The organism is Sphingomonas sp. 2R-10 (genome assembly GCF_030062225.1).
Taxonomy (GTDB): domain Bacteria; phylum Pseudomonadota; class Alphaproteobacteria; order Sphingomonadales; family Sphingomonadaceae; genus Sphingomonas.
This window is the reverse complement of record NZ_JASCXF010000002.1, coordinates 25,084-51,015: the sequence shown is the minus strand read 5'-3', so window position 1 is coordinate 51,015 and position 25,932 is coordinate 25,084. Positions and strand designations below refer to the sequence as shown.

At 68.3% G+C, this 25,932-nt stretch carries 15 protein-coding genes and 1 tRNA gene; 2 read left to right on the top strand and 14 right to left on the bottom strand.

The window, feature by feature from the left end:
* Positions 1-110 precede the first annotated feature (110 nt).
* On the bottom strand, positions 111-3,251 hold the full coding sequence (locus QLH51_RS01190) for a helicase-related protein (RefSeq protein ID WP_125653860.1): 3,141 nt from the start codon (positions 3,249-3,251) through the stop codon (positions 111-113).
* 168 nt (positions 3,252-3,419) lie between these two features.
* Here QLH51_RS01190 and QLH51_RS01185 point away from each other — a divergent pair, with 168 nt between their 5' ends.
* Positions 3,420-4,337 carry a TraB/GumN family protein gene (locus QLH51_RS01185; RefSeq protein ID WP_125653859.1) on the top strand — a complete coding sequence of 306 codons (918 nt, stop codon included), beginning with the start codon at positions 3,420-3,422 and terminating at the stop codon, positions 4,335-4,337.
* Between the two features lie 239 nt (positions 4,338-4,576).
* Here QLH51_RS01185 and QLH51_RS01180 read toward each other — a convergent pair whose 3' ends face one another.
* The 6 genes from QLH51_RS01180 to QLH51_RS01155 all read right to left on the bottom strand — a co-directional run bounded on the left by QLH51_RS01180 (position 4,577) and on the right by QLH51_RS01155 (position 16,992).
* Positions 4,577-4,960 carry a hypothetical protein gene (locus QLH51_RS01180; RefSeq protein ID WP_125653858.1) on the bottom strand — a complete coding sequence of 128 codons (384 nt, stop codon included), beginning with the start codon at positions 4,958-4,960 and terminating at the stop codon, positions 4,577-4,579.
* 86 nt (positions 4,961-5,046) lie between these two features.
* The gene (locus QLH51_RS01175; protein WP_125653857.1) at positions 5,047-6,099 is read right to left on the bottom strand and encodes an aldose epimerase family protein; all 1,053 of its coding nucleotides are present in this window, start codon (positions 6,097-6,099) and stop codon (positions 5,047-5,049) included.
* Between the two features lie 55 nt (positions 6,100-6,154).
* A complete protein-coding gene (locus QLH51_RS01170; protein ID WP_125653856.1) occupies positions 6,155-9,025 on the bottom strand; it encodes a glycoside hydrolase family 31 protein in 2,871 nt (956 codons plus the stop codon).
* Complete coding sequence (locus QLH51_RS01165; RefSeq protein WP_206428723.1) at positions 9,025-10,647, bottom strand: DUF5597 domain-containing protein; 1,623 nt, start codon at positions 10,645-10,647, stop codon at positions 9,025-9,027. The genes QLH51_RS01170 and QLH51_RS01165 overlap by 1 nt, the downstream gene beginning before the upstream one ends.
* A gap of 497 nt (positions 10,648-11,144) precedes the next feature.
* Positions 11,145-15,758, bottom strand: coding sequence for an NAD-glutamate dehydrogenase domain-containing protein (locus tag QLH51_RS01160; RefSeq protein WP_125653854.1), 4,614 nt, complete (start codon positions 15,756-15,758; stop codon positions 11,145-11,147).
* Positions 15,759-15,864: 106 nt separating this feature from the next.
* Positions 15,865-16,992: a PAS domain-containing protein gene (locus QLH51_RS01155; RefSeq protein ID WP_125653852.1), complete on the bottom strand. Its 1,128-nt coding sequence runs from the start codon at positions 16,990-16,992 to the stop codon at positions 15,865-15,867.
* Positions 16,993-17,153: 161 nt separating this feature from the next.
* On the opposite strand from QLH51_RS01155, the gene QLH51_RS01150 reads away from it, so the two are divergent.
* Positions 17,154-17,229, top strand: a tRNA-Thr gene (locus QLH51_RS01150).
* Here the strand turns inward: QLH51_RS01150 and QLH51_RS01145 are convergent.
* From QLH51_RS01145 to QLH51_RS01115, 7 genes are all read right to left on the bottom strand, one after another.
* Entirely contained in the window at positions 17,200-18,816 is a 1,617-nt protein-coding gene (locus tag QLH51_RS01145; protein ID WP_125653850.1) for a recombinase family protein, read from the bottom strand. The genes QLH51_RS01150 and QLH51_RS01145 overlap by 30 nt on opposite strands.
* Positions 18,817-18,827: 11 nt before the next feature.
* Complete coding sequence (locus tag QLH51_RS01140) at positions 18,828-19,001, bottom strand: hypothetical protein (RefSeq protein WP_164516034.1); 174 nt, start codon at positions 18,999-19,001, stop codon at positions 18,828-18,830.
* Between the two features lie 202 nt (positions 19,002-19,203).
* Positions 19,204-19,797 (bottom strand): class I SAM-dependent methyltransferase, encoded by a 594-nt coding sequence (locus QLH51_RS01135; RefSeq protein WP_125653848.1) that lies wholly within the window; start codon positions 19,795-19,797, stop codon positions 19,204-19,206.
* Complete coding sequence (locus QLH51_RS01130; RefSeq protein WP_125653846.1) at positions 19,794-20,732, bottom strand: protein NO VEIN domain-containing protein; 939 nt, start codon at positions 20,730-20,732, stop codon at positions 19,794-19,796. Before QLH51_RS01130 ends, QLH51_RS01135 begins: the two co-directional genes overlap by 4 nt.
* Positions 20,720-21,550, bottom strand: coding sequence for a phosphoadenosine phosphosulfate reductase family protein (locus QLH51_RS01125; protein WP_125653844.1), 831 nt, complete (start codon positions 21,548-21,550; stop codon positions 20,720-20,722). The genes QLH51_RS01130 and QLH51_RS01125 overlap by 13 nt, the downstream gene beginning before the upstream one ends.
* Positions 21,547-24,900, bottom strand: coding sequence for an ATP-binding protein (locus tag QLH51_RS01120; RefSeq protein ID WP_125653842.1), 3,354 nt, complete (start codon positions 24,898-24,900; stop codon positions 21,547-21,549). The genes QLH51_RS01125 and QLH51_RS01120 overlap by 4 nt, the downstream gene beginning before the upstream one ends.
* Entirely contained in the window at positions 24,897-25,859 is a 963-nt protein-coding gene (locus QLH51_RS01115; protein ID WP_164516033.1) for a DUF4007 family protein, read from the bottom strand. Before QLH51_RS01115 ends, QLH51_RS01120 begins: the two co-directional genes overlap by 4 nt.
* Positions 25,860-25,932: the final 73 nt, after the last annotated feature.

The following is a 25,932-nucleotide window of genomic DNA, read 5'->3' as shown; positions in this document are numbered from 1 at the left end:
CGCAACGAACGTCACCCCAGCGCAGGCTGGGGTCTCCCGGTGATGGCACATCGCAGAAGCCGCAGGAGACCCCAGCGTGCGCTGGGGTGACGCCAAGGTTCGTGCGGATGTCAGGCTGCCACCGCCTCCAGCACCTCGCCCACCTTCGTCAGCCGTTCGCCCGGATCGTCGATCCGCGCCGGCACGATCCAGCGGCCGTTCTTTTCGGTAAGGCCCTTCGGCGCGTCGCCCCTGTGCTGCGGGGTCAGCGCGATGGCGGCGGGGCCGGCATCGACCTTCGCCACGCCCGCCCCGCGTGCGAGCAGGCGGACGCGCGCCAGTTCGATCAGCAGCCGTGCCGGTTCGGGCAGCGCGCCGAAACGGTCCTCCAGCTCCTCCTCGAACCGGTCCAGCGCGCCTTCGTCCTCGATCCGGGCGAGGCGGCCATAGAGCATCAGGCGCACCTCGGCTTCTGGTATCCATGTCTCGGGCAGGCGGCCGGCGATGCCGAGATGCAGTTCGGGGACGATGCGGTCGACATTCTCGCCGCGCGCCGCGCGGAGCGCCCGGCAGAGCAGATACTGGTAGAGGTCGATGCCGATCAGCTTCATGTGCCCGGCCTGCGCCTCGCCGACCAGATCGCCCGCCCCGCGCAGGTCGAGGTCGCGCGCGCTGATCGCGAAGCCCGCGCCCAGCCGGTCGAACGCCTGCAAGGTGCGCAGGCGCTTCAAGGTCGCATCGGCGATCGACTGGTCGGGATCGGTCAGCAACAGCACCTGCCCCCGCCGCCCGCCACGCCCGACGCGCCCGCGCAGCTGATGGAGCTGCGACAGGCCGAAGCGGTCGGCATGGTGGACGACCATCGTATTGGCGCGCGGTACGTCCAGCCCGGCCTCGATGATGTTGGTCGCCAGCAGCACGTCGCCTTCCCCTTCGGCGAAGCGCACCATCGCCGCGTCGATCTCGGCCGCCGGCATCTTGCCGTGTGCGACGATCAGGTCGAGTTCGGGTGCGAGCTTGCGCAGCCGCGCCTCCAGCGGGGCGATATCCTCGATCCGCGGCACGACGACGAAGCTCTGCCCGCCACGGGTGCGTTCGCGCAGCAGCGCGGTGCGCACCGTCACCTCGTCGAAATCGGCGACGGCGGTGCGGATCGGCTGGCGCAGCGCGGGCGGGGTGGCGAGGACCGACAATTGCTGCAACCCGATCAGCGCGCCTTGCAGCGTGCGCGGGATCGGCGTCGCCGACAGCGTCATGACATGGTCGGCCAGTTCGCGTAAGCGCGCCTTGTCCTTCGCGCCGAAGCGCTGCTCCTCGTCGATCACCACCAGCGCGAGATCGCGATAGTCGACGCCCTTGCCCGCCACCGCCTGCGTGCCGACGACCACGCCGATCGATCCGTCGGCGAGGCCGGCCTTCACGCGCTTCTTTTCCGCCGCATCGGACAGGCGCGACAGGCCGGCGACCTCGATCCCCGTGCCCTCGAACCGGCGGCGGAACGTCTCGACATGCTGGCGGACCAGCACCGTCGTCGGCGCGGCGATCGCGACCTGCCGCCCGGCGAGCGCCACGATCGCGGCGGCGCGCAGCGCGACCTCGGTCTTGCCATAGCCGACGTCGCCGATCACCAGCCGGTCCATCGGCTTGCCCGCCGCCAGGTCGTCGCGCGCGGCGGCGATGGCGCGGGCCTGATCGGGGGTTTCGGTGAAGGGGAAGCCGGCGGCGAAGCGTTCATAGGCGGCGATATCGGCCGCTACGGGCGCGACCCGCAGCTTGTCGCGGTCGGCGGCGATCGCGGCCAGTTCGCGCGCGCTTTCGGCGATCGCGGTATCGATCGCCCCGCGCCGCTTCTGCCAGCTCGCCCCGTCCAGCGCGTCGAGCGTCACCGCATCGGCATCGGCGCCATAACGCCAGATGCGATCGGCCTCCATCACCGGCACCAGCCGCCGCGCGCCTTTGGCATAGTCCAGCACGATCGCATCACCGGCGTCGCCCGGCAGCGTTTCCAGCCCGGCGATGCAGCCGATGCCGAAGTCCTCGTGCACGATCACGTCGCCGATGCGCAGCTCGCCCGCTTCGGCGAACATCGGATTGGCACTGGCCGCCGCCAGTTCGTCGCCCCGCGCCCGCCCGCCCAGCAAGTCACCGCCCGCGACCACGGTGACGCCGTCGGTCACGAACCCGCGGTCGAGCGGCGCGACCAGCAGCATCGCGCTGCCCGGCGCGGCGCGTGTCGCCTCGTCCCACGACGCGATCGTCACCGGTTCGGTCCGGCCCAGCGTCGCCAGCTTCTTGCGCAGGAAACGCAGGTCGCGCGGGCTGCCCGCCAGCACCAGCCGCCCGTCGTCCAGCACGTCGCGCGCGAACCTGCCGAAGGCGCGGGCCGGGGCACGCCCGGTCACGAAGCGCGGCGGTTCGGCGGCGTCGTTCAGGGTGATGCACTCGCGCTCGTTCAGCAGCGCGCCCCATGCCTTGCCGTCGATCAGTGCGGCGGCATGGCGGCGGCGACGGCGCGTGGCGTCCTGTGCGAGATCGATGAACCGCGCGCGCCGTGCGGACGCGTCGCCGTCCATCGCCACGGCGGCACCGGGCACATGGTCGAGCAGCGCGACGCCATCGGTCGCCACCGGTTCGGCGGCGCGGCCGATCGTCACCATCTCCAGATCGGCATCGCCGCGCTGGGTGACCGGGTCGTAGCGGCGGATCGAGGCGATGTGGCCGTCCTCGACCGCGATGCGGATCGGGCCGACCGCATCGGCGGGAAAGAGGTCGACCACCCCGCCGCGCACCGCGACCTCGCCCGGTTCGTCGACCCGGTCGTCGATCAGATAGCCGAGGTCGACGGCGCGTTCGGCAAAGCCCGACAGGTCGATCGCATCGCCGACCCGCAGCACCGGCGGCGCGGCGTCGAAATCGCCCGGCGCGGCGATGCGCAGCGCGGTCGCCTCCGGCGTGGTGATGCACGCGAAGCGGCGCTGCTCCGCATCGGCGATCCGCAGGCGGCGAAGCGCCGCGACGCGCGCGCCGGCATTGCCGGGCGATGCCGGGGCATCGTCGCCGGGCAGCGCGTCGCTGGCGGGTAGATGGACGATCTCCGCTTCGGGCACGAACGCGCGCAACAGGTCGGCGATCGCGGCGGCGCGCACCTCGTCCGATGCGACGAACAGCAGCGATTGCTGCGCGATGGCGCGGGCCAGTCCGGCGGCGACAGGGCCGATGGCGATCCGCCCTCCCCCTGGCGTGGCTCGGTCGGGGGTGGTGGCGTTCGACATGGCGGAGTTCCCGGCAAGGCCCTGATATCGGGGCGATAGACCCACCCAACGAAGCGTCGGGCCCGGACGTTCCTGCCTTGTCGACGAACGGCAAATCTCCTGTCGTGGCGCGCGGCGCGCTGCTATGACCGGCACGACCCGCCGGCCACCGGCGTCATGGAGATGTGCATGTCCTCGATCCTGCTGCGCTATGCCGCCGCATTCAGCCTGCTGACCGCCGCGCCCGCCTGGGCCCAGACCGCGAAGGCGCCGCCGGCACCCGCCGCGATGGCCGCGGACGAGGCCGATCCGGCGCTGTGGGTGGTGAAGGACAAGGACACGACCATCTATCTGTTCGGGACGATCCACGTCCTGAAACCCGGCCTGTCGTGGTTCGACGAGGCGGTCCGGACCGCATTCGACAAGTCGAACGAGGTCGTGCTGGAAATCCCGATGCCGACGCCCGAACAGGCGCAGGCGGCGGTGATGAAGTCGGCGGTCAACGTCACCGGTCCGAAGCTCAGCGAAAAGCTGCCCGAGGCGGAACGCCCGGCCTATGCCAGGGCGGTCGCCGATGCCGGGCTGCCCGCCGGCGCGCTCGAACAGCTCGACCCGTGGTTCGCCGCCTCCACGCTGACGCTGGTGACGTTGCAGAAGCAGGGCTACGACCCGGCGAGCGGTGCCGAGCAGGCGATCTCGCAGGCGGCCAAGGCGGCGGGCAAGCCGGTCACCGGCCTCGAAACGCTGGAGCAGCAGTTCGGCTTCTTCGATTCGCTGTCGGATGCGGCGCAGGTTACGTTCCTGACCGAGACGATCAAGGAACTGCCGACCGCAGGCACGTCGATCGACAAGATGGTCGACCAGTGGCGCCGCGGCGATCCCGATGCGCTGGCGGCGACGATGAACGAGGAGATGACGGTGTCGCCCGAACTCAAGCGTGTGCTGCTGACCGATCGCAACGCACGCTGGGCCAAGTGGATCGAGGACCGGATGAAGCGCCCTGGCACGGTCTTCGTCGCGGTGGGCGCCGGCCATCTGGCCGGCAACGGCAGCGTGCAGGACGCGCTCAAGCGCTACAAGCTGCGCGCGACGCGGGTGAAGTATTGAGGCGTCGAGATCGCAGCCGATCCGTTCATGCTGAGTAGGGGCTGAGCGAAGTCGAAGACCCGTGTCGAAGCACGCGTGGCAGTCCTTCGATACACCGCTTCGACAGGCTCAGCGGCTACTCAGGACGAACGGAAGCAGGACCATCAAGACCACATACGAAACGGCCGGCGGATCGCTCCGCCGGCCGTGAGGCTGTCGAACGATGGCGGCCCGGAAGGGAGCCGCCACCGGCAATCCGATCAGGCGTTGCAGGTCTGCGCGGCCTTGCCCGGCTGGGTCAGGGTGATGGTCTTGGGGCTGCCGGTCAGGCTGTAGCCGCCTTCGCCGGTCAGCGGCTTGCCCTTTTCCTCGGCCTTCAGGCGGACGGGTGCCGCATCCTGCTTGGCGCGGAAATTCGCCTGGGTGTCGCCTTCGAAGAAGTCGACATAGACGAGGCTGTTGTCCTTGCAGCGGAACGTCACGCTCGCCTTGACGGGCGGGGGCAGTTCCACCGGGGCGCGGTTGGCGAGCTGCGATGCCAGCGGATCGGGCGCGCGCGTGTCGAGCTGCTCCGGCTGCTGCTGACCGCAGGCCGAAAGGGCGAAGGCCGCGGCGGTGGCGGCGAGGAGAAGGGGGTGCTTCATAGGGTTAAAGCCGTTCGCAAACGCAACCGGCTTCGTCAAGCAACGTTATGTTGCACGGCGAAGACGCATGACGCGCCGCGACAAGCTCAGCCGGACTTGAACGCAAACCGCATCGAACTGCGCCACGTCCGGCCGGGATCGAGCCGGGCGGATGGAAAGTCCGGCCGGTTCGGGCTGTCGGGAAACGCCTGCGGCTCGAGGCACACCGCATCGCCCTGCCGGTACAGCCGCCCGCCCTTGCCCGGCTCCGCACCGCCCAGAAAATTGCCCGAATAGAGCTGCAGCCCCGGCGCGGTGATCGACAGCGTCATCGTCCGCCCCGATACCGGATCGGCCAGCACGGCCGCCGGGCGCAGCGTTTCGGCCTGTCCGCGCACGATGAAATTATGGTCGTAGCCGCGGCCGATCGCGATCTGCTCGTCCCGCCCGTCACGGACCCGTTCGCCGATCGCATGGGGGACGCGGAAGTCGAACGGCGTGCCCGCCACCGCGCGCCGCTCGCCGGTCGGGATCGAGGTGGCGTCGACCGGGAGGTATGCGTCCGCCTCGATCGTCAGCAAATGGCGAAGCGCGTCGCCGGTTCCGCTGAGGTCGAAGAACGCATGGTTGGTCAGGTTGACGATCGTCAGCCCATCGCTGGTCGCGGCATAGTCGATCGTCAGCGCGTCCGCCGTCAGCGTGTAGGTCGCGCTGGCATGGAGCGTGCCGGGATAGCCGGCATCGCCATCGGGGCTGACCAGCGTCAGCCGCACCCATGCCGACGCGTCGTCGCGACCGACGTCCGCCAAGTCCCACAGCCGCTGGTCGAACCCGTCCGACCCGCCGTGTAGATGGTTGGGGGCGTTGTTCACCTCCAGCACATGGTCGCGCCCGTCGAGGCTGAACCGGCCGCGGGCGATGCGGTTGGCATAGCGGCCGACCGTGACCCCGAACCATGACGGCCGGTCGCGATAGGACTGCACGTCGTCGAAACCGAGCACGATATCGGCGACGTGACCGTCGCGGTCGGGCATGGATAGCGATTGCAGCGTCGCGCCGAACGGCAGGATACGCGCCGAGAGCGCGCCGGCGCGCAGCTCGACCGCCTCCGCCGGGGCACCGTCCAGCGTGCCGAAGGCGATCCGATCCGCTTCTGCCATGACCTCTCCCCAAGAACACTCGTCATCCCCGCGCAGGCGGGGATGACGAAGGGGCTTACCGCGTCTGCGGCCGTCCGGCGAGCGGTACCGTCACCTCGCGCCCGTCATACACGAACGCCGTCGCGCCATTGTCGGCGAAGTCAGGCGCCACCGCCTTGCCGGGCGTGTGGAAACGCACCGACATCGCACGCCTGGCGACCATGCCGGGGAAGCTGCCCTGCCGTGCGCCGATGGTCAGCGTCTTGCGCGCCTCGTTCCACGTCACCGGGATCTGCGTCGACTGCCCCTTGCGATAGCCTTCGCTCAGGCCGTCATCCTCGAACAATGTGTAGGCGCCGTCCTTGCCGGTGAAGACGCGGAGCACGAACGGCCCGTCGGGCTGCTCGGCGGTCGACTGGACCTCGGCACCGGTCGGCACGATCGATCCGGCGCGGACATAGAGCGGCATGGTGGCGAGCGGCGCGGCGGCGGTGATGGTCCGTCCGCCCTTCAGATACGCACCGGTCGCAAAGTCGTACCAGTCGGCTCCGGCGGGCAGGTACACCTGCCGGTTGCGTGCGCCGAACTGCGTGACCGGCGCCACCAGGAACGCCGACCCGAACATATACTGGTCGTCGATGCCCCATGTCTTGCGATCGGCGGCGAAGTCCATCACCAGCCCGCGCATCATCGTCCCGTCGCGGTGCCAGTTCTCCGCCGCGAGCGACAGGATGTAGGGCAGCAGCCGGTAGCGCAGCCGGTCGTAATTCCCGAGCGCCTGGTACAGTGCCGGGTCGCCGGCACCCAGTTCGTAGATTTCGCGGAACGGCGTCTCGCCATGGCTGCGGAACAGCGGGCTGAACGCGCCGAACTGGAACCAGCGCAGGTTCAGTTCCTTCCATTCGGCCAGATGCGCCGGGTCCTTCTTGCTGTAGCGATCCTCGACCGCGAAGCCGCCGATGTCGTGCGTCCAGTTGGGAATGCCCGACATCGACAGGTTGACGCCGGCCGAAATCTGGTCGCGCAGATCGTCCCAGCGCGACGCGACGTCGCCCGACCACAGCGCGGCACTGGCGCGCTGGATGCCGCCATAGCCCGAACGGGTCAGGATGAACGGCCGCACATCGGGCTTGGCGACGCGCAGGCCGTCGGCCACGCCCTCGGCATGGACCAGCGGATAGCTGTTGAAGAACTCCTCCGCCGGCCCCTGCGCCGTCGGCCCCATCCGGTCCTTGCGCTCCTCGATCGACAGGTTCGAATGGATGTCGGGCTCGGTCGCGTCCATCCACCACGCGTCGAAGCCCTTGTCGACCAGCGCCTCCTTCATCTGCCGGAAATAGATGGTGCGCGCTTCGGGGGCGTACGGGTCGTAATCGGTGTTCAGATAGCCCTTGCCGACCCAGTCGCGTTCCTTCGCGATAAGATTGCCCTGATACAGATAGCCCTTGGCAGCCAGTTCCTGCGCGTTCTTGGTGTTCGGATAGAATTTCGGCCAGACCGAAATCATGATCCGCGCATCGTTGGCATGGATTTCGTCGACCATCTGCTGCGGTTTCGGGAAGCGCTTGGGATCAAAGCAGTGGCAGCCCCACTGGTCCTCGGGCCAGTAGAACCAGTCCTGCACGATGTTGTCGATCGGCAGGCGGCGCTTGCGATATTCGCGCACGACGCCTAGCAGTTCGTCCTGCGTATTATAGCGCTGACGGCTCTGCCAGAAGCCATAGGCCCAGCGCGGCATCAGGGCCGCCTTGCCGGTCAGCGCGCGATAGCCGGCGATGACGCCGTCCATGTCCTTACCGCCGACATAGTAGTAATCGAGCGCATGGGCGACGTCCGACGACCACCACAGCGAATGGCGATCGGCTTGCGGCAGCGGATCGTTCTGGAACAGTGCGATATAGCCGGCATTCGGCTCCCATTCGATCCGCACCTCCGCGGCCTTGCCCGCGGTCATCGGCAGGTCGAAATTGTGGAACCACGGGTTCCAGTTCTGCCGCCAGCGGTTCAGCACTTCCTTGCCGTCGACGAACACCTTCACGTAGCTCGACGAATAGAGGCGGAATTTCTGTACGCCGGTGGTGGTCGGCATGACGGTCCCGGTCCACACGACCTTCTGCGTCTGCACCGCGTTGCCCGCGGTGTTCTGACCTGTCGTCGCCGCCACGGTCTGCGCCTTGGCCGCCGCCGGCCAGTTCGCCTGGTCCTTGATGAACTGGTAGTTGATCGTCGCCTCGGTCCGGGTCACCGCCAGCCGGTCGCCCAGATAATATTGTGCCTGCCAGCCGGGCTTGCCGCCGGAAGTCACGCGCATCCCCTCACCCACCAGCCGGTAGGGCTGCGGATTGCCGACGCGGGTGATGCCGTTATTGTCCCACAGCACGCCGTAATTCTTCGTCGACACGACGAAGGGGATGCCGATATCCATATTGTGCTGGGCGAGTTCGACGTCCTCGCCATTATAGTTCATCTGCCGGTTCTGGTGCTGGCCGAGACCGTAGAAGCCTTCGTCGGTGCCGCGGTTGAACTGCTGGCGCACGCTCACGAACTTCTCGCCACCCGCCGTCACCGGCACGAACCCGGCGCGCGGCGATTCCTCCAGCGTCAGCTTGCCGGCCGCGTCGCGGAACCGCACCTGCCCGTCGGCAAGGTCGATCTCCGCCGTGCCGCCCGCCGCCTTCACCCGCACGACGCCGCGCGCCTCGCTGACCGTGAAGTCGCCCGCGGGCTTCGCGGTCACCATCAGGCTGTCGGGCGTATCGAGCGTCGCGTCCGGCACCGCCGTCACCCGGAACCGGTCGGGACCATAGACCAGCACGCGAACGCGCTTGGCAGGGCCGGCATCGGGGGTGACGACGACGCCACCCGGCACCTTCGCCACATCGGCGGCAAGCGCCGGCAGCGAGGCCGACAGGGCGAGCGACAACAGCGTCCAGCGAAGCGTCTTCATCAGCGGTACGTTCCCATGGTCACGCGCAGCAGCATCGGCTGCGCAGTGAAGTTCAATCCGTAATCGGTCTGGTCGCCGTTCATCACCCGGCGGGCGCGGAAGCTGCCGTCATCGGCCAGCGTCCCTTCCTCGACCTTCAGCATCATCGCGGTGTCGCCGCGCGTCTTGTCGACCGCGTCGAAGCTGACGCGGACGTCGGTGCCGGTCACCAGGAACTGGTCGGGCGCGATCTGCAGCACCGCGGCGCCGCCGACCGGCTGGGTGGCGGAAGCGGGCGGCTGCGCCTTCAGCCACGGCGAATCCATGCTGCCGAACTGCCATTCGCCATATTTGGCGGCGACACGCCAGCGGCCCATCACCTTCGACTGTTCGGCGTCCGGCGCGCCCTTGGCCGTGCCCCAGCCGGGATGGGCATAGGCCATCCGCGCCCAGCCGCGCGCCATGGGTTTCAGGAAGCGATATTTGGCCGCGAACGCCTCGATCGTCGCATCGTCCAGCGTCACCGCCCCCAGCGGATGATTGTAATAGCCGGTCGCGTCCATGCCGAACGGTGCCCAGCCGATGCCGCCGCGCCCCAGCGTCGGCCACAGGAAGCGCGCGAAGTCGGCGGCATTGCCGGTTTCGGGTACCATCAGCGCGTTGTCGGCCCGCGCATAATGGTCGAGGAACTTCAGATAGTTCTTGGCATCGCGGGTGTAGAGGTCGGGCGTGACCGCGTCGATGTGCGGCGCCGCCGCCTTCCACACGTCGATCACCTGCCAGTCGGGTCCGCCGCTCGCGCCGCCGGACTTGCCGGGCGCCGCAAAGGGATCGCCGACCGCGGCGTTGACGTACATCGGCAGGTCCTTGACCGCCCGTCCCGCCGCGGCGATCTCGTCGATATAGCGCGCGGTGTACCACGCATTGAACGCGGCTTCCGCGCCATCGCCGTAAGCCTGCGTCCATGTGCCGCGCTTGCCGAGCTTCGCCGGGACCGGCCCAGCGAACAGCCGGTTCGCCTCCGCCGAATGGTCGCGCCCCTGCTGGTACACCCCGACCTCGTTCTCGGGCTGGACCATGATGACCGTGTTGTCGGGATCCTTGTCTTTCAGGTAGCGCATCAACGCCACGAACGCCTTGCGGTCCGCCGCCAGCGTCTGTGCGCCATGGGGCGACATCGCGTAATGCGTCTTGCCTTCCCTGGTCCGCATCCGCGGGAACCGGGCATTGTCGGTCTTGACCCATGCCGGCACATAGCCGGGCGACGTGTTCTTCCACGTGCCGAACCACAGCAGCACGATCTTCACGCCGCGTTCGCGCGCCTGCGGCAGCAGCGCGTCGAGATAACCGAAATCGAACCGGCCCTCGACCGGCTCGATCTGTTCCCACGCGACCGGAATTTCCAGCGTGTTGGCGTGGAGCCGTTCGACCATCGGCCAGACCTGCGGCAGCATTTCGGGATAGTTGCTCGAATTATTCGCCTGCACGCCCAGCATCAGGAACGGCGCGCCATCGACCAGCAGCGCGTGGCGGCCATCCTTCGCAACCAGCTTCGGCAGCGTGCCCTGCGCCATCGCGGCGACCGGTGCCGCGACCATCGCCCATGCCGCGCCTGCCATCGCCCATCTGCGCCACATCGCCATATCGCCCTCCTCTGGTCCGCTGGTTGCGATGCACGGTTGGCCCGGCACCGACAGCGTTGTCACCGCTCTCTATCGCGAGTTCCTATGTCATACAAATGGTTCTTAGCGCTACCAATTCCGGAATTTACCGCGTTCCGTCGGATGGAGATGGCGCCCCGAACGGCGCGGGCTAAAATTTGATCCATCTGTATGGGACGTCACCCCAGCGTAGGCTCGGGTCTCCATCGGCTCTTGCTGCGCGCTACCACCGGGAGATCCCAGCCTTCGCCGGGATGACGCCCGTTTCAACAGGGATGGACCAAGCTCCAGGGATCCGGTCGGTGAGTTGCCGCTGTCCGTCACCCGGTCTTGCCCCCGCCCCCAAACGTCGTCCCGGCGCAGGCCGGGAGAGACCCCGGCCGGCGGCGGGACGACGTGGGGGCGGCGGCCTTCTCCTGCTTCCTTTGCTCCGGACTGCTGCCTGCGCGGGGATAGGAGCACCTGCCCCTTCCATCGAACTACCGCGCGAGCAGCACCCGCGCCTGTCCGGCGATCTGCGCCAGCATCGCCGCACCCGCCACCGGCGCCTGCCGCGCACGGTGGACCAGCGCCGCGAACTGCGCCACGCGGTCACGGTTCGCCTCCAGCCACTTCTCGACAGCCGCCTGCGGGTCCTTGCCGGCGTTGCGGTTCAGGAAGTCGAAGCGCAACTGCTGGAAATCGCGCGCGAGGCCGGCGATCAGCAGCCGCTCCCACGGATCGCCCGTCTGGATACGCGCCGCCACCGCCTGCGCCCAGTCGAGGCCCAGCGCGAAGCCGAGATGGGTGAACGCCTGCGTCAGCCGCGTCTCGTCGAGCTTCAGGCGACGGCCGAGATCGGCGAGGCCGACCGCGCCGTCCATCTCGAACAGGCGCACGACCTGTCCCGCCAGATCCTGCGGCGCACCGGCATCCTGCAACACGCCGGCGATCCGGTCGCGTTGCTGGGCCGCTTCGGCGCGCAGCAGCGAACTGGTCTGCCCGGCAAGGCTCGCCACCCCCTTTTGCAGGTGCGCGACGGCATGGGCCGAGGTGGTGCCGGCCGGGAAGGCGCGCAGCAGGTCGGCGATCTGCGAACGTACGCCGACCGCGACCTCATCAAGCAGCGCGATGCGGGCGCGTTCGGAAATGTCGGCCACCTCGATCCGGTCGTACAGCGCGTCGATGTCGAACAGCCGTTCGGCCGCGACGAACATCGCCGCGATATCGGCCAGCGATTCGCCCTCTTCCTCGGCCAGTTCGAAGACGTGCAGCACGCCCAGCCGGTTGACGATGCGGTTGGCGAGCTTCGTCGCGACGATCTCGCCACGCAGGCGATGGTCGAGGATCGCCTGCCTGTGGCTCTCCTGCATCTCGCGCGGAAAGGCGGCGAGCAGGTCGCCCGTCATGTCGGGGTCGGCCGCCAGGGGTGCGTGTTCGATCGCTTCCTGCAGCGCCAGCTTCACGCTGGCCAGCAGCACCGCCAGTTCGGGACGGGTCAGGCCGCGACCGTCCTGTGCGCGGCGGACATAGTCGTCGTTGCCGCTCAGCCCCTCGACCACGCGGTCGAGCTTGCCCGCCGCCTCCAGCATTTCGATGACGCGGACATAGCTCGGCACCGCGACGGGGCCGTCATTCTCCATCACCGACAGCGCCAGCGTCTGGAGACGGTTATCCTCCAGCACCAGATGCGCGACATCTTCGGTCATCCGCGCGAGCAGCGCGTTGCGATCCTCGATCGCGAGCCGCCCTTCGATCACCTCGCGGTTGAGCGCGATCTTGATGTTCACCTCGTTGTCCGAACAATCGACACCGGCCGAATTGTCGATGAAGTCTGTGTTGATGCGGCCACCCTGCGCGCTGAACGCGATGCGCGCCGCCTGCGTCACGCCCAGGTTCGCCCCCTCGCCGATCGCCCGGGCGCGCAGGCTCTGCGCATCGACGCGGATGCGGTCGTTGGCGGGATCGCCGACGTCGAGATGGCTTTCGGCGCGGTCCTTCACATAGGTGCCGATCCCGCCGAACCAGATCAGGTCGACCGAGCTGCGCAGGATCGCCGACATGAGCGCGCTCGGCTCCATCTCGGTCTCGACCACGCCCAGCATCTGCCGGACCGGTTCGGACAGCGGGATCGTCTTGGCGGTGCGCGGGAACACGCCGCCACCGTCCGAAATCAGCGTCGGGTCGTAATCGGCCCAGCTCGAGCGCGGCAGCTGGAACAGCCGGTCGCGCTCGGTCCAGCTTGCCGCCGCGTCGGGCGCGGGGTCGAGGAAGATGTGGCGATGGTCGAACGCCGCCTTCAGCCGGATCGCCTTCGACAGCAGCATGCCGTTGCCGAACACGTCGCCCGACATGTCGCCGCACCCGACCACGTCGATCGACTGCGTCTGCACGTCGACGCCCATTTCGAGGAAATGGCGCTGCACCGAAATCCACGCGCCCTTGGCGGTGATGCCCATCGCCTTGTGGTCGTAGCCAACGCTGCCGCCGCTGGCGAACGCATCGCCCAGCCAGAAGCCGCGTTCGAGCGCGAGGGCATTGGCGACGTCGCTGAACGTCGCGGTGCCCTTGTCCGCCGCGACCACGAAATAGGGGTCCTCGCCGTCATGGATCGCGACGCTGGCCGGATGGACGACCTTGCCGTCGACGATGTTGTCGGTGATCGACAGCAGCGACCGGATGAAGATGCGGTAGCTTTCGGTCCCTTCGGCCAGCCACGCGTCGCGGTTCGACGGCGCGGGCAGCTGCTTGGGGTAGAAGCCGCCCTTGGCGCCGGTCGGCACGATCACCGCATTCTTGACGCGCTGCGCCTTCATCAGCCCCAGGATCTCGGTGCGGAAGTCGTCGCGCCGGTCGGACCAGCGCAGGCCGCCGCGCGCCACCGGACCGGCGCGCAGGTGAATGCCCTCCACGCGGGGCGAATAGACGAACACCTCGCGCCACGGCAGCGGCTTGGGAAGTCCCGGCACCTTGGCGCTGTCGAGCTTGAAGGCCAGCGCCTCGTCGGCGGCGGGCGCGAAGGCGTTGGTGCGCAGCGTGGCGGCGACCACGCCGCGATAGCTGCGCAGGATCCGGTCGTCGTCGATCGCCGACACCGCATCCAGCCCCGCCTCGATCGCGGCATCGGCGGCGGCGACACCCGCGTTGCGATCCTTGCGCGACGGATCGTGCGCGGCGTTGAACCGCTCGATCAGCGCAGTGGCGACGCCCGGCGCACGGCGCAGCGCATCGACCGCGGTGACCAGGCCATAGCTGAGCCCGGTCTGGCGCAGATAGCGGAACCACGCGCGCAACAGCACGACCGCGGCGGGTGCGATCCCCGCCTCGACGGTCAGACGGTTGAACGCATCGTTCTCGGCGCGGTTCTCCAGCACCGCCTCGATCGCGCGCTCGACGGTCGCGATGTCGAACTTCGGCGTTCCGCCCGATGCGACCGCGACCTCGAAATCGTGGATGAAGCTCTTTTCGTCGTCCTCCAGCCGGGTCGGCAGTTCCTCGACCACGCGAAAGCCGAAATGCTCGAACACCGGCACCGCGTCGGACAGCGCCAGCGCGCCGCCGCGACGATAGACCTTGATCCGCAGCCGGTCGCCGCCCTCGGCCACGATCCGGACCGATCGCGACGCGGCGTCGGTCAGCCCGGCGACGCGCACGATGTCGCGCGCGGCTTCCTCGGGCTGGTTCGAATTGCGGTAATTGGCCGGGAAGGCGTTGGCGAAGCGCAGCGCCATCCGCGTCGCACCCTCGGGCACCAGTTCGCTCAGCGCGCCTTCGACCGCCGAACGCCAGCCGCGCACCATCCGTTCGATCCGCTTGTCGAGATCGGCGGCGTCGGGCATCCGCCCGTCCTGTCGCAGGTCGAGCACGTAGCGGATCAGCGCCGCCTCGCCATCCTCCATCGCGATCGACCAGTTCAGCACCGACGCGTTGGCCGCCTGCGCCAGCATGTCGCCGATCGCGAGGCGCCGCTGCGTGGTCACGTCGTCGCGGCCCAGCCACACGAACGCGAACAGGTGCCGCCCCAGCGCCGACTTGATGAGCACCAGCCGCGAACGCGGCCGGTCGGCGACCGACATGGCGGTCAGCGCGAGCTGTTCGAGCGATTCGGGATGGAAGGCGGTGGTCAGGTCGTGCGGCAGCGTCGAGATCGCGTGGTTCAGCGCCTTGCCGGCATGGCCCGACGGATCGAACCCGAATTTCGCGCGCAGCTCGGCCAGGTTGCGGCGGAGCACCGGCACCTCGGCCGGGTCGGCCTGCAACGCCGCGCTGGTCCACAGCCCGCCATGGATCGACATGCCGGTCACGATATCGCCTTCGCGGACCGGCACCAGCACCAGGTCGACCGGTGCGCGACGGTGGACGGTCGAGATGCAGTTGGACTTGAGCAGCAGCGGCTGGACATTGCCCGCGTCGAACCATTCGATCGCCCGCTGGCGCGACACATCGGCCAGCAGCGGCACGTCGAGCCGCGCGCGCGACAGCCCCAGCCGTTCCGACACCGTCCCGTCGCGCGACCAGCGCTCATGCGCCAGCTGCGTCAGGTTCCCGTTCACGAACCAGCCGAGCAGCGCCGCATCCTCGGCCGTGGCGGCATCGGCGGTCAGCCGCGCGGCATCGGCCTGCATCGCCGCCTGCATCGCCCGCCAGTCGGTGACGGCGGCGCGGACATGTTCCAGATTGCGTTCGACCTCGGCGACCAGTGCGTGACGGACGCGCGCCTCGGCGCGCTCCATCTCGATATAGATCATCGATTCGCGGCGGCCTTCGCCGGCAAGGCCGGTCAGCGTGCCCGCCGCGTCGCGGGCGACCGCGATCACCGGATGCAGGATGCGATCGATCGCGATGTCGTGCGCGACGATGGTGCTGGCGATCGAATCGACCAGGAACGGCATGTCGTCGTTGACCACCGCCAGCCGCATCCGGCGCTGCTCGCCGCGGGTCAGCGTTTCCAGCGCGACGCTGACCGTGCCGGGGGAACGGTGCGCAGCGGTCGCCGCCACGAACTGCGCGGCATCGGCACGTGCCGCCGCATCCAGACCTTCGATTTCGCCGGGCAGCGCACTGTCGACCAGCAGCGTTTCCAGGGGGCGGGCGAGCTTGCTTTGCGGAGTCATACCGGGGCTATGCGACGCCTTGTCGGCCGGCTCAACCCCTGTGGCAGTTGCGAACAAAATGTCGCAGTGCGGTAATTATATTACGATCCGCGGCAACGCTGCCGGCTCAATGCCCGAGCCGGCGCCGCGCCTGCTCGACCATCGCCGGGTCGCCGTCGACCCGTCCGACGATCTGCACTTGTCCGGCGTCGACCGCCCTGGCGAGCAGCAGCACATAGTCGTCGTCGCCCGCCGCGATCGGCACGACCACCGGCGCGACCGCCGCCGCCGGACGGCCCGCGGTACGCTCGATCCATTCGACCAGTTCGCCCTCGTCCACCCCGGCGCGGTGCGCGCGCGCCAGCAGCCGGGCATGGCCCTCATGCAGCCCCCCGAAGGTCAGCCGGACCAGCGCATCGACCGGCGTGCGCGGATCGACCGCAATGCCGGCCCCGACCAGCATCGCCGCATAGCCCGCCGGTTCGCTTTCGCTCGCGGTCAGGAAATCATAGGCCTCGGACAGCGCGGCGTACGTTGCCGCCGACGTCTCGCCGGTGCCGCGCGCCGCCTCGACCAGGCCACGCACCGCCACCAGCCGATCCACCAGCGCCCGTGGCGCCACCGGTTCGGCCAGCGCGGCGCTGGGACCATCGGCCCACGCCGCCGCCGGTTCGCTCCGCCGCGGGGCTCCGCGACGCGACTCGGTCAGCTCGGCGGCAAGCTGCGACTGGGTGGCAGTGTCGACCACTTCCTTCCAGTTGATGACGCCGTAGAGATAGTCGATCGCCTCGCCATCCGACGAGAACGGCATCAGGATGCCGCGATAGAGCATCGGAAAGCCGCGATGCCCGACGAACTCGGCCTCGAACCCGATCGGCGCGCGATTGGCGATGATCTGCAGATAATGGTCGGTCAGCCGCGACAGCAGCGAGCGCGGCGGCACCTGGCGCAGGCGGACGATCGACGAATCGGTCCCGCTCTCCTCGCGCAGCGCATGGCCGAGGAAGCGGATCGTCGCATCCTCATGCCCCTGCGTGCAGTCGAGCAGCACGCTGTTCGGTCCAAAGTCGGCGATCCCCGCCGGGTCGAGCGCGTCGATCAGGGGGCATAGCCGCCCACCCAGCAGCGACACCCAATAGTTGTACGCGCGGACATGCATGCGCCGCTCGTCGGTACCGACCGCCACGACATCGCCGCCGACGCCTTCGCGATCGTCGCTGCCGCCCTGCTCGTTCGATCCGCGCACGATGTCCATAGCTTACGTCCCCATGGGCACTCCGCCCCATGACGCCGGGTTGTGCACACGCCACGGTAAACGTCCGGTAAAGCGCCAGGGCACCGCCGCGTACGCAAAGACGCTTGCCACCCACGCGCACCACTGGTAAGCGCCCGCCTCCAGACGGCAAGTCCGCCTGCGCCGCTTTAGCTCAGTTGGTAGAGCATCGCATTCGTAATGCGGGGGTCACAGGTTCGAGTCCTGTAAGCGGCACCACTCCCGGTCAAAGATGGGCACCGCGCCCTCTTTGACGGGAAGTCCGACCGAGACCCCATTTTCCAAGCTCGACATGGGGCCCGAGATCACGATCTCGTGATCCGACACGCTGACGTTCGAGACGAACATTTTGAGGTAGGACGAACGGAGCGTGCTGTCGTCGCTTCGCATTTTCTTGCGAAGCATGTCGCCGAAACGGTCAATCGTTTGCTCGTCGATCCTGCGCTTGCCCTTCGCCAGTTGCGCTTCCAGCACATCGATCCGGCTTGATACCGCCGCCAGTGCCGCCCGGTTGGTCGCCATGCGGTCGACAAACGCCGGGTCTCTCGCGCTCATCGTCCCTTCTTCGATCAGGATCAGCAGATTACTGATCGCAGTGTTGAGCCGCGTCCGCTCCGATCGACTGCGGGTAAGGTCTGCCTCACGTTCCGCCTGCCGGCTTTGGGAGATATCGAGAACGCCCGCGAGCAATGTGCGCAACCGGTCTCGCGCCAGCAGCTTTGCCTCGATCGCATCCAGAACCATGCCATCGAGCTTTTCGCGCCGGATGCTCGGACAGGTGCAGGTCCCGCCACGGTTCACTTTGTCGTTGCAGACATAGTAGGTATAGCGACCACCTTTCCCCGTGCGGATCGTCATGCCGCTCGAACAGCCGGGCATGCCGCAGCGGGCGACTCCGGTGAGTAGCGTGGTGCCGGCAGCGACATGCGGTGCCATTCGCTTGGGATTGCGCGTCGCCCGCATGGCTGCCACGCGATCGAACTGGTCCCGGGCAATGATCGGGGGACAGGTGACCGCGATAGCATCTTCCACGTCCGGGGTGATCCCATCGTCGTCGGCGGTACGATCGTGATAGACGCCGGTGTACACCTCGCGCGCCAAAATGCCGGCAACATTGCTGTTGGCGAACCTCGCGCCGCGGAGGGTTCGCCCCGCTTCGTTCAACTGCTTAACGATCCAACGCCCGCCACGCCCGACGTCGGCCCAGTCGAAGATCTGGCGTACGATCGCCGCTTCGGCTTCGACGATCGCCAGCTTTCGCCGTTCCTTCTCACCGTCCTGCCGGGCGACATAGGTTTGGTAGCCAAACGGCACCGGGCCGCCATTGTAGAAGCCCTGCCGTGCATTCTCCCTGCGGCTCTTCCGGGTGAGGATCGCCGCATCGCGCGCCTGCTCCTCGTTCATCATTGCCGTGATCGTCCGGCCGATCCGCTGGCCACGGCCCTGGCCGAAGTCCTCGGTGATCGACCGAACCTCGACGCCTGCGTCGTCCAGTTTGCCCACGACGTCGAAGAACAGTCGCATGTTTCTGGCCATACGGCTGAACATGAACATCAGGACCAGATCGACCGGATGATCGGGCGCGGTGGCCCTCTGCACCAGCCGCTGAAACTCGGGTCGCTTATCGGTCTGACCGCTGAAGCCGGCGTCGGCAAACTCCTCGACGATCATAATGTCATGCTTGGCCGCATAGGCGAGAATGGCACTGCGCTGGGCATCGATGCTCTGAGGCGCACCGCCCTCCTTGTCGACCGACAAGCGCATATACGCGAAAGCCCTGGTCCGGCTGCGGTTGGCTTTTGCCAATTTTCCTGTCCCTATCTGTGTTCGAACAGTGAATCGAACTCACCGGCGAGCGCGTCGAGCACGAGCATGCATTCCCGCCGGGTGACGGCGGGTTGTCCAGACGAAGGCGGCATGTCGAGGCAGCATCGAAGCTGCGCTTCGACGTTCGCTACCTCTCGTTGTTCGTGATCGCTTTCGCTTGCCATCCGCGAGCGATGGCGAGTCGCAGGATTTCAAGCGTCAACTTAGCCAGCCTAAAAGCTGGTCGTGAAAACGCATAGGTCCGCACGGTTAATACGTTTAGGCAAGAAAGACCCACATTCAGACGCTCACGCGTATACTCTTGTCGACCCATTCCGGCCATTCTTCAAGGTGTGGTCGGTGACGTACCGGGGAAAAGGTAAGTGATCAGGCGCGCCTCGTCGCCACCACGCTCAGCCACGCGTCGCCTGCGCCCGACACCGATGCTCTCGTCCTGATGTCGGCGTCTTCCAGTGCCCCAGCAAGGAGCAGCGCCTCCAGCGAAGGCTCGTCGACGAGGTGAAAGGTGCGTCCGTCCCAGCCGACATTGACCCCCGCACCCACCTTGAACGAGGCGTAGATTGAGCCTCCCCGAGCCAATGCGCGCGCAAGGCGGCCCCACGCGTCCATGAGTTCGTCAGGCGCGAGGTGCAGTAGCGACGCGCTGGCCCACACGCCGTCGAACCTGTCCGTCCACGCTACATCGACGAAGGACATGTGCGCCGTCGGCTGTCCGGTCAGCTCGGTGCTGAACCGGCACATGCCCGGCGAAGCGTCGAACGCCTCGACGCGGAAGCCCGCGCGGATGAACGCGAGCGTGTCCCGGCCGGACCCCGAGCCGGCGTCGAGTATGAGCCCACCGGGCGGCAGTCGGCGGAGGAACCTGTCATGGTCCTCGGACATGTCGAGGCCGACCGTAGAGGTGGCGTAGGCTTCGGCGTTCCTGTCGTAGAAGGCGAGGGTCGCAGCTTCGGCGGTCACGTCGCGGGGACCCGGTATCTGTAGGTCACGGGCTGCAGGTCGCCTTGGGCAGGCGACCACGGGTCGATGATCTTCAGCGAACCGCCGTGCGCCGCCACTGCCTGGCCGTCCCGCGCAAGCTTCACAAGTGAGACGATGGCAAGGGCCGTCGGCTGAGGGCCTTGCGCGAGCGAAACCTCATTCGCCGTCAGGAAGACGCGCCCGCCGAGCCCCGCCGTTCCCTTTACCTCGACCAGCAGGCGCTCGGGGCCGCGTGTGCAGAGGAGGTCATGGCTCTCGGCGGACGAAACGTCCACGACGATCCAGCCTTCCTCAACATAGCGCTCGGCAGTTACCGCCATCGCGCGAAGCTCCACGGCCCTGCGGACGGCGACATCGCTCACACGACCCTGGGTCCGCGTGGCGCGCCCTAGCGCAGGGGCGGAATGGCTCGAGGCGGGCAAGCCAGGCATGAGCGAGCGCGCCGTCGCCCTCGAGTTGTCGTCACCGTCGGCCAGCATCTCCAGCAGTCCATCCTGCAGGGTCTCCCGCCCGCTCGCCGAACGCCAGGCACCGCTTAGCCCGGGGCTCACCGCGATGCGGTCAGTCCGGGTCAGGACCGACGAGATCGTCTCCGGCTTGCGTCCGGGTCCGAAGTCCGCCGGCTCCAATCGGCCGCCCTCGGCCAAAAAGTCCCACGCCCCGTCGTTGGTGAGGTGCCACAGCGGCCGCCACAGCCGGTCCGGTACCGGCAGCCCGGCCTCGACTAGCACTGCCGCGAGCGCCTCGATTACCATGCCTGGGTCGAGGTCGTCGGGATCCAGCGATCCGTTGCCGAGGCCGTCCGCCACCACCCACAGGCAGGCGGGCTTCAGGTGCCGGGCCTCCCGGTGGCGGTGCGTCCGAACCGAGCGCAGAAGATCATCCCAGACGTCGGCGCCTGCTATTTGTGGCACGAGATACAGACCTTCGCCTGCCCGTAGATCTCGTCGAGGTCGATCATGTCGTTGTCGGTCCGGAGCGGGTTCGGCACCATCCGCGCCCGCTGCCGCTCCACGCGCTTCTGGTGGTCGCGCTCGATCGCCGCGATCCGCTCCGGCCGCTCGAGTTCCTCCAGCGACTCCCCGGCGCTCCAGGTGAACGGCGAGCCGTGCTCGAGCGCGTTCTTCTCATAGGCCTTGGCAAGGTCGAACCTGTCCTTGTGCCGCTCGCGCAGCCGGACCCACTCGATCTTCTGCTGGTAGAAGCAGAAGTAGCAACCCGATCGCGACCGCCACGAATAGTATTTAGGAAGACCGACGCCGGCGGACTCGAGGATCTCGTTGACCGCCGCCTTGTCGATGCCCTCCTCGCGGAAGGGCAGCCGGACCGAGAGGTTTGGATGCGTCGACGAGTAGCCCTCGCGGTAGTCCTCGTCGGACCGGATGGCTACGTAGCTCACGACCTTGTCGCCCGCGTCGAGCGCCGGCCAAAGCCACTTCTCGAAGGGCCGGATTTTGAGCTGGCGCGTGCACCACCGCGTCTTCGGGCTCGGCAGGAACGTGTTGTATTCCTCGAGCCAGAAGTCGAAGCCGCGCTCCGGGTTGAGGTAGGCGATGGGCCGGCCGAGAAAGCCCTCGAGCTTACCCAGGAACTCGTAGACCTCGGGCAGCTCCTTGCCCGTGTCGGTGAAGAAGTATTCCATCTCCAGCTCGGGATGGGCCTGGCTCATGTGTACCGCGAGCGCCGCGCTGTCGCGGCCACCTGAGATGCCGAGGACGTGACGCTCCCTCATGCGCCCGGCACCCTGCGACGGCCGTCGTCGATCGGCAGCACCTCGGCCTCCTTCCCGGCCACGCCGGACATCGTCTCGGCAAGCGCGGCGAGCATGACCGGGCGGGACACGCCGGCGCCCTGCAACTTCGCGCGGAGCTCCTCCGCCAGTTCCTGCGCACGGACGCGCTCGCGGTCGCTCACCGACACCTCCTGCGTCGTGAGCGCCGGCCGTCCGGGCTCGCTCACGAACACGGCGATGCGCACCCGCCTGCCGCGACGTCCCTTCACGTGGGCGAGCCCCTCGGCGCGCAGGAACTCCTGCGCCAGCGCCGCCAGCTCGACCTTGGCGGCGTCGACGTCGCGGTCCACCCAGTCTCTCGTCGGCTTGTTCGCCGCGAGGCTCGCGACGCCCTCAACCGCCTCGACACCGCCGTCGAACGTCGACAGCCGCGTGGCGAAGGCGTCGAGGCGGTAGTTGCCGGTGAGCGCGATCACCGTCGCCGCGCGCTCGTGAAGCTCCTCGAGCTGGTCGTCGGAGGCGCGCAGCTCGTCGAGCATCGCAGTCCGGACCTCGTCGATCATGGCGCCGTAGGCGTCCATTAGCTCGCGGAGACCGGCCGCGACCGTGCCTGCGACGTCCACCGCCTTGTCCTCGCCGTCGCCAATAAGCAGCTGCGGAAGGTCGTCGAGCAGCAGCTTGTTCGGGTCCGAAGCCTTCTTGCCGAGGTCGCGGACGCGCCGCGCGGTGGGCGAGAGCCGCGTGGTGCGAAGCGTCCAGGGCGCGACGCCGAGAACCAACCCGACGAGGGCGCGCGAGACAGCGAGCGGGTCGCCCGCGGGCACCACCGAGCCGGTCGCCGCCGAGACGACGCGCGCCACGGCGGTGACGTTCTCGACCTGCTGTTCGCTGAACTCGCTCCACCGCAGCCGGATGGCGTCGGGGTTCTGCATCATGCGGTCGACAAGGAAGTCTGAAGCGGCAGGCGAGAACACCTCGTCGAGGTAGATCGTAACCCGGTCAAGCCGTGACATAACGTAGGCCAGAGATAGCACCGGCAGCAGTCCCTCGCGCATGCCGATGGGCCTATCGCGCCAGAGGTCGTGTAGCTTGCCGAGAGACGCGCCCGGCCCGGCCGCCTTGAGCATGTCGTCGGCCCGCTGCCAGGCAAAGCGCAGGTTGCAGGGATCCTCGCCCGCAGGTGCCGCAAAGCGGAAGCCGTCGCCATCGGCGCGGTGCAGGCCGGCCTTATCAAGGATCGAGGCGTAGAGGCCGCCCTCCGCCGGGAAGTCCCTGATCCCGAGACGGGGCTCTGTAGGGCGACCCACCATCGCGTGCATGAGCGCGCGCGACGCCGCCACCGCGTTCGAGGACGGCTTGGTGCGGTTGAGCAGCTCGTTCGAGATGCGTGGGCTCTCAGGATATAGCTTGCGCGCGATCTCTGAGGCAATGGCCGCCAGCCGCGCGGCGCCGCCGGCAGGCCCCGTCAGATCGAAACCCTCCTCGCCGAGCACCGGCACGCGCCAGCTGGTCGCGTCGAGGCTGGCGCGCAGACGGTCCTCGAGCTCGGCCGCACAGCGGGCCGTAGCGCCCGACAGCTCCCGGCGGGCGACGGGATCACCCCGGAGCTCGGGGCGGGTCGCGGCGATCCGGTCGTAGGCCACCAGCTCGATCGCGAGCTCGCGCAACGTGTAGCCGTCGGAGGCGAGGCCGAGCGCGATCGGCCGGTCGCCGACGCCCTCGCAGAGGCGCTTGAACGTCGCGGCCAGCCGCTTCTTGTCCTCGGCCGCCGCGTTGATCAGCAGCAGGAAGAGCCCGGTCGCGCCCTTCGACGGCGAATAGCGCTCGATGCGCTCGGCCGCCTCGTCGGTCGTGGCGACGTCGACGTCGAACCACCGCAGAGCGCCGGTCACGTGGTAGTGCCGCTTGGCGAGGACCGGCGCGAGCACGCCTATCGTCCGAAGGTGGGAGAGGTCGACGTCCCCGGACTCGGCACGGGCACGGGTAAGCGCCTCATCGAGATCGAAGTCGGACCCCGCGTAGATCGACACCGACCCCAGATGCCGGCGGTCGATAAGGATGGACAGTGACTTCAGCACCTCGACGTGGCGCTCGACCTGATGGGGTTCGAGGTCCGGGTTGGCCGCACCGATGACGTCCAGGCTCGGGACCAGGCCCGACCGCTCGCGCAGCATGTCAACGAGCGCCACCGTCTTCACGATGCGGATCTGCGCGGGATCGGACCCGCGTGCCTCGCAACGCTCAACCGCGTCGACCGCCGTCGACCAGCGGTGGCCATCCGGGGAGGCGAGGATCGACGGCTCAAGGTTGGACCGGAGGTAGCTCCACAGCCAGTCGGTGTCGTAGAGGGTGCCGGCGTCGGCGGGCGTCTGCGCCAGGAAGTCCTGGAAGCCGAACGGCTCGGCCGAGTTGAGGAAGCCGAAGATGCTGCGCTGGTTCTGCCCGAAGCGGCGGCGGGACAGCGGACCAAGCAGGGTGGCGACGACCGGGTTCAGTGGCCAGCACCTCTCCAGCCGCTCGCGCAAGCCATCGGCGGATCCGCGGCGGCCGGCGGTCACCGCCTCGGCGACGACCGACGCCATCAGCGTACCCGGCGCGCCGGCGACATCGGCGACGATCGCACGCGAGATCAGTTCGAGCTGCTCCTCGCCCGCCAGGTTCACCGGCACGTCGACGAAGCGGCCCTGGACCTTCAGCCACTCGTCGCGCGCCTCGCGTGCCAGCCGGTGCGCATAGTCGTCGAACGCCTGATGCAGGATGCCGATGACAAGCAGGCGCCCATCCGACCGCGACGCGGCCTCGGCGAGCTCCTGGAAGAGGTGCACGTCGCCACCCTCCATCGCGACGTGCTCGAGCGTCTTGCCCATCTCGTCAACGATCAGCAGCACGCGATGGCCACCGCGCACCATCTTCAACAGGTCGGCGACCACACCGCCCGCGGTCGGCTTGACGCCGGCCGCCGTGAGGGCCTCCCGGATGGCGCCACCGACGTCGCGCCGCGCGCCGACGACCGGGATCACGCAGAACTCGGGGGCACCACCCAGCAGCCCGTAAAGCTCGGAGGTCAGATCGGCGCCAAGCGCGCCGGCAGCGGCGGCACGCGCCTCCGGGCCCGGACCGAGCAGCGCGGCGAGCACCGCGGCGAGGCTGGACTTGCCGCAACCATACGGGCCGGTCCAGGTGAACGCGCCCTGGCCGTGCTCGCCGAGGTGCCTGAGCGTCGTGCGCAGCACGGCGGCGGCGGTTGGGGTCATAATGAAGCCCTCGACCGCGTCGATTGGGCTGTCGATGTCCACGCGCGTCGCGCGCTGGAAGCGCCGTGCGACCGCGACCCTATCGATCAACATCATTCCGCGACCTCCAGCTGCACGATGGCGTCGTTACGCAACCCGAGGGGATCGACCGCCTCCGGGTCCCTGCAGGCGATCTGCCGCAGTCCCGAGGACTCGTCCCACCAGACCTGCCCGCTGGTCGCCGCGTCGATGCGCTCGAGCCGCTCGGCGACCGAGTCCTCGTCGAGCAGGAAGACGCGCCCGGGCGATCCGGGCTCGGACGCCACGGTCTCGATCGAGAGGTGCCTGCGGCTCGGGTATCGCTGGCGCCAGAATTCCATCAGCGCGTGCGCGAAAACGTCGTCGCCGAGCGTCGGCTTCGGTCCGCGGCGGAACTGCGCAGCCGACCCGACGTCGACCCAGGAGATCAGCCCAAGCTCGGCGAACGGGGACTCGAGCGCATCCTCGCCCGCGCGCGCGCCCCGCTTGCGCACGTAGGTGCGCATGAAGCACTCGACGTCGCGCGTCAGCGTCACGTCAGCCGGACGCTTCGCGCCGGGGATGGCGTCAATGCGCGCGAGGATGCGGTTGCGCAGCGTCTCGCGGTTGAAGATTGCCTCGTTGAACTCACTGAAGGCGTAATACCACACCGTGGCGCGGCCGGGCGCCCTCGCCAGATTCCAGTGCAGCAGCCACAGCGACGCGGGCTGCTCGAGATACGGATCGCAGCCATCGTCCTCGAACATCGACCGGCCAACCGAAGTCGTCACATAGTCAGGGTTTCGCGTGTCGCCGACCGGCTTAAGAACGCCGCAAGCAAGCGCCCAGTGACGCATCGCGAGCACCATGTTCCGCCCGACACCAAATTTCGAAATAGCATCACCGGATGCAAAGATGGACTTGGTCTCGACCTCATTGGCACCCTCCAATTGCCGGACGGCGTCAAACGACTTCTTGAACCAACCGTATTTTGGCGGGAACGTCTCGTGGCCTGCGAACTGCAGCTGCAGGCCATTCTGATCCAACAGGCTCTTCACGACCAAACCTCAGCACTGGACGATTTATCCAGTCCCTAATAGAATGGACGGCTAAATCCGTCAATCGAAACGT

Excerpts from the sequence above, each read along its gene's own strand:
- QLH51_RS01190 (WP_125653860.1), bottom strand. The coding sequence starts at position 3,251 with ATGTCGAACGCCACCACCCCCGACCGAGCCACGCCAGGGGGAGGGCGG.
- QLH51_RS01185 (WP_125653859.1), top strand. The coding sequence starts at position 3,420 with ATGTCCTCGATCCTGCTGCGCTATGCCGCCGCATTCAGCCTGCTGACC.
- QLH51_RS01180 (WP_125653858.1), bottom strand. The coding sequence starts at position 4,960 with ATGAAGCACCCCCTTCTCCTCGCCGCCACCGCCGCGGCCTTCGCCCTT.
- QLH51_RS01175 (WP_125653857.1), bottom strand. The coding sequence starts at position 6,099 with ATGGCAGAAGCGGATCGGATCGCCTTCGGCACGCTGGACGGTGCCCCG.
- QLH51_RS01170 (WP_125653856.1), bottom strand. The coding sequence starts at position 9,025 with ATGAAGACGCTTCGCTGGACGCTGTTGTCGCTCGCCCTGTCGGCCTCG.
- QLH51_RS01165 (WP_206428723.1), bottom strand. The coding sequence starts at position 10,647 with ATGGCGATGTGGCGCAGATGGGCGATGGCAGGCGCGGCATGGGCGATG.
- QLH51_RS01160 (WP_125653854.1), bottom strand. The coding sequence starts at position 15,758 with ATGACTCCGCAAAGCAAGCTCGCCCGCCCCCTGGAAACGCTGCTGGTC.
- QLH51_RS01155 (WP_125653852.1), bottom strand. The coding sequence starts at position 16,992 with ATGGACATCGTGCGCGGATCGAACGAGCAGGGCGGCAGCGACGATCGC.
- QLH51_RS01140 (WP_164516034.1), bottom strand. The coding sequence starts at position 19,001 with ATGGCAAGCGAAAGCGATCACGAACAACGAGAGGTAGCGAACGTCGAA.
- QLH51_RS01125 (WP_125653844.1), bottom strand. The coding sequence starts at position 21,550 with ATGAGGGAGCGTCACGTCCTCGGCATCTCAGGTGGCCGCGACAGCGCG.
- QLH51_RS01120 (WP_125653842.1), bottom strand. The coding sequence starts at position 24,900 with ATGATGTTGATCGATAGGGTCGCGGTCGCACGGCGCTTCCAGCGCGCG.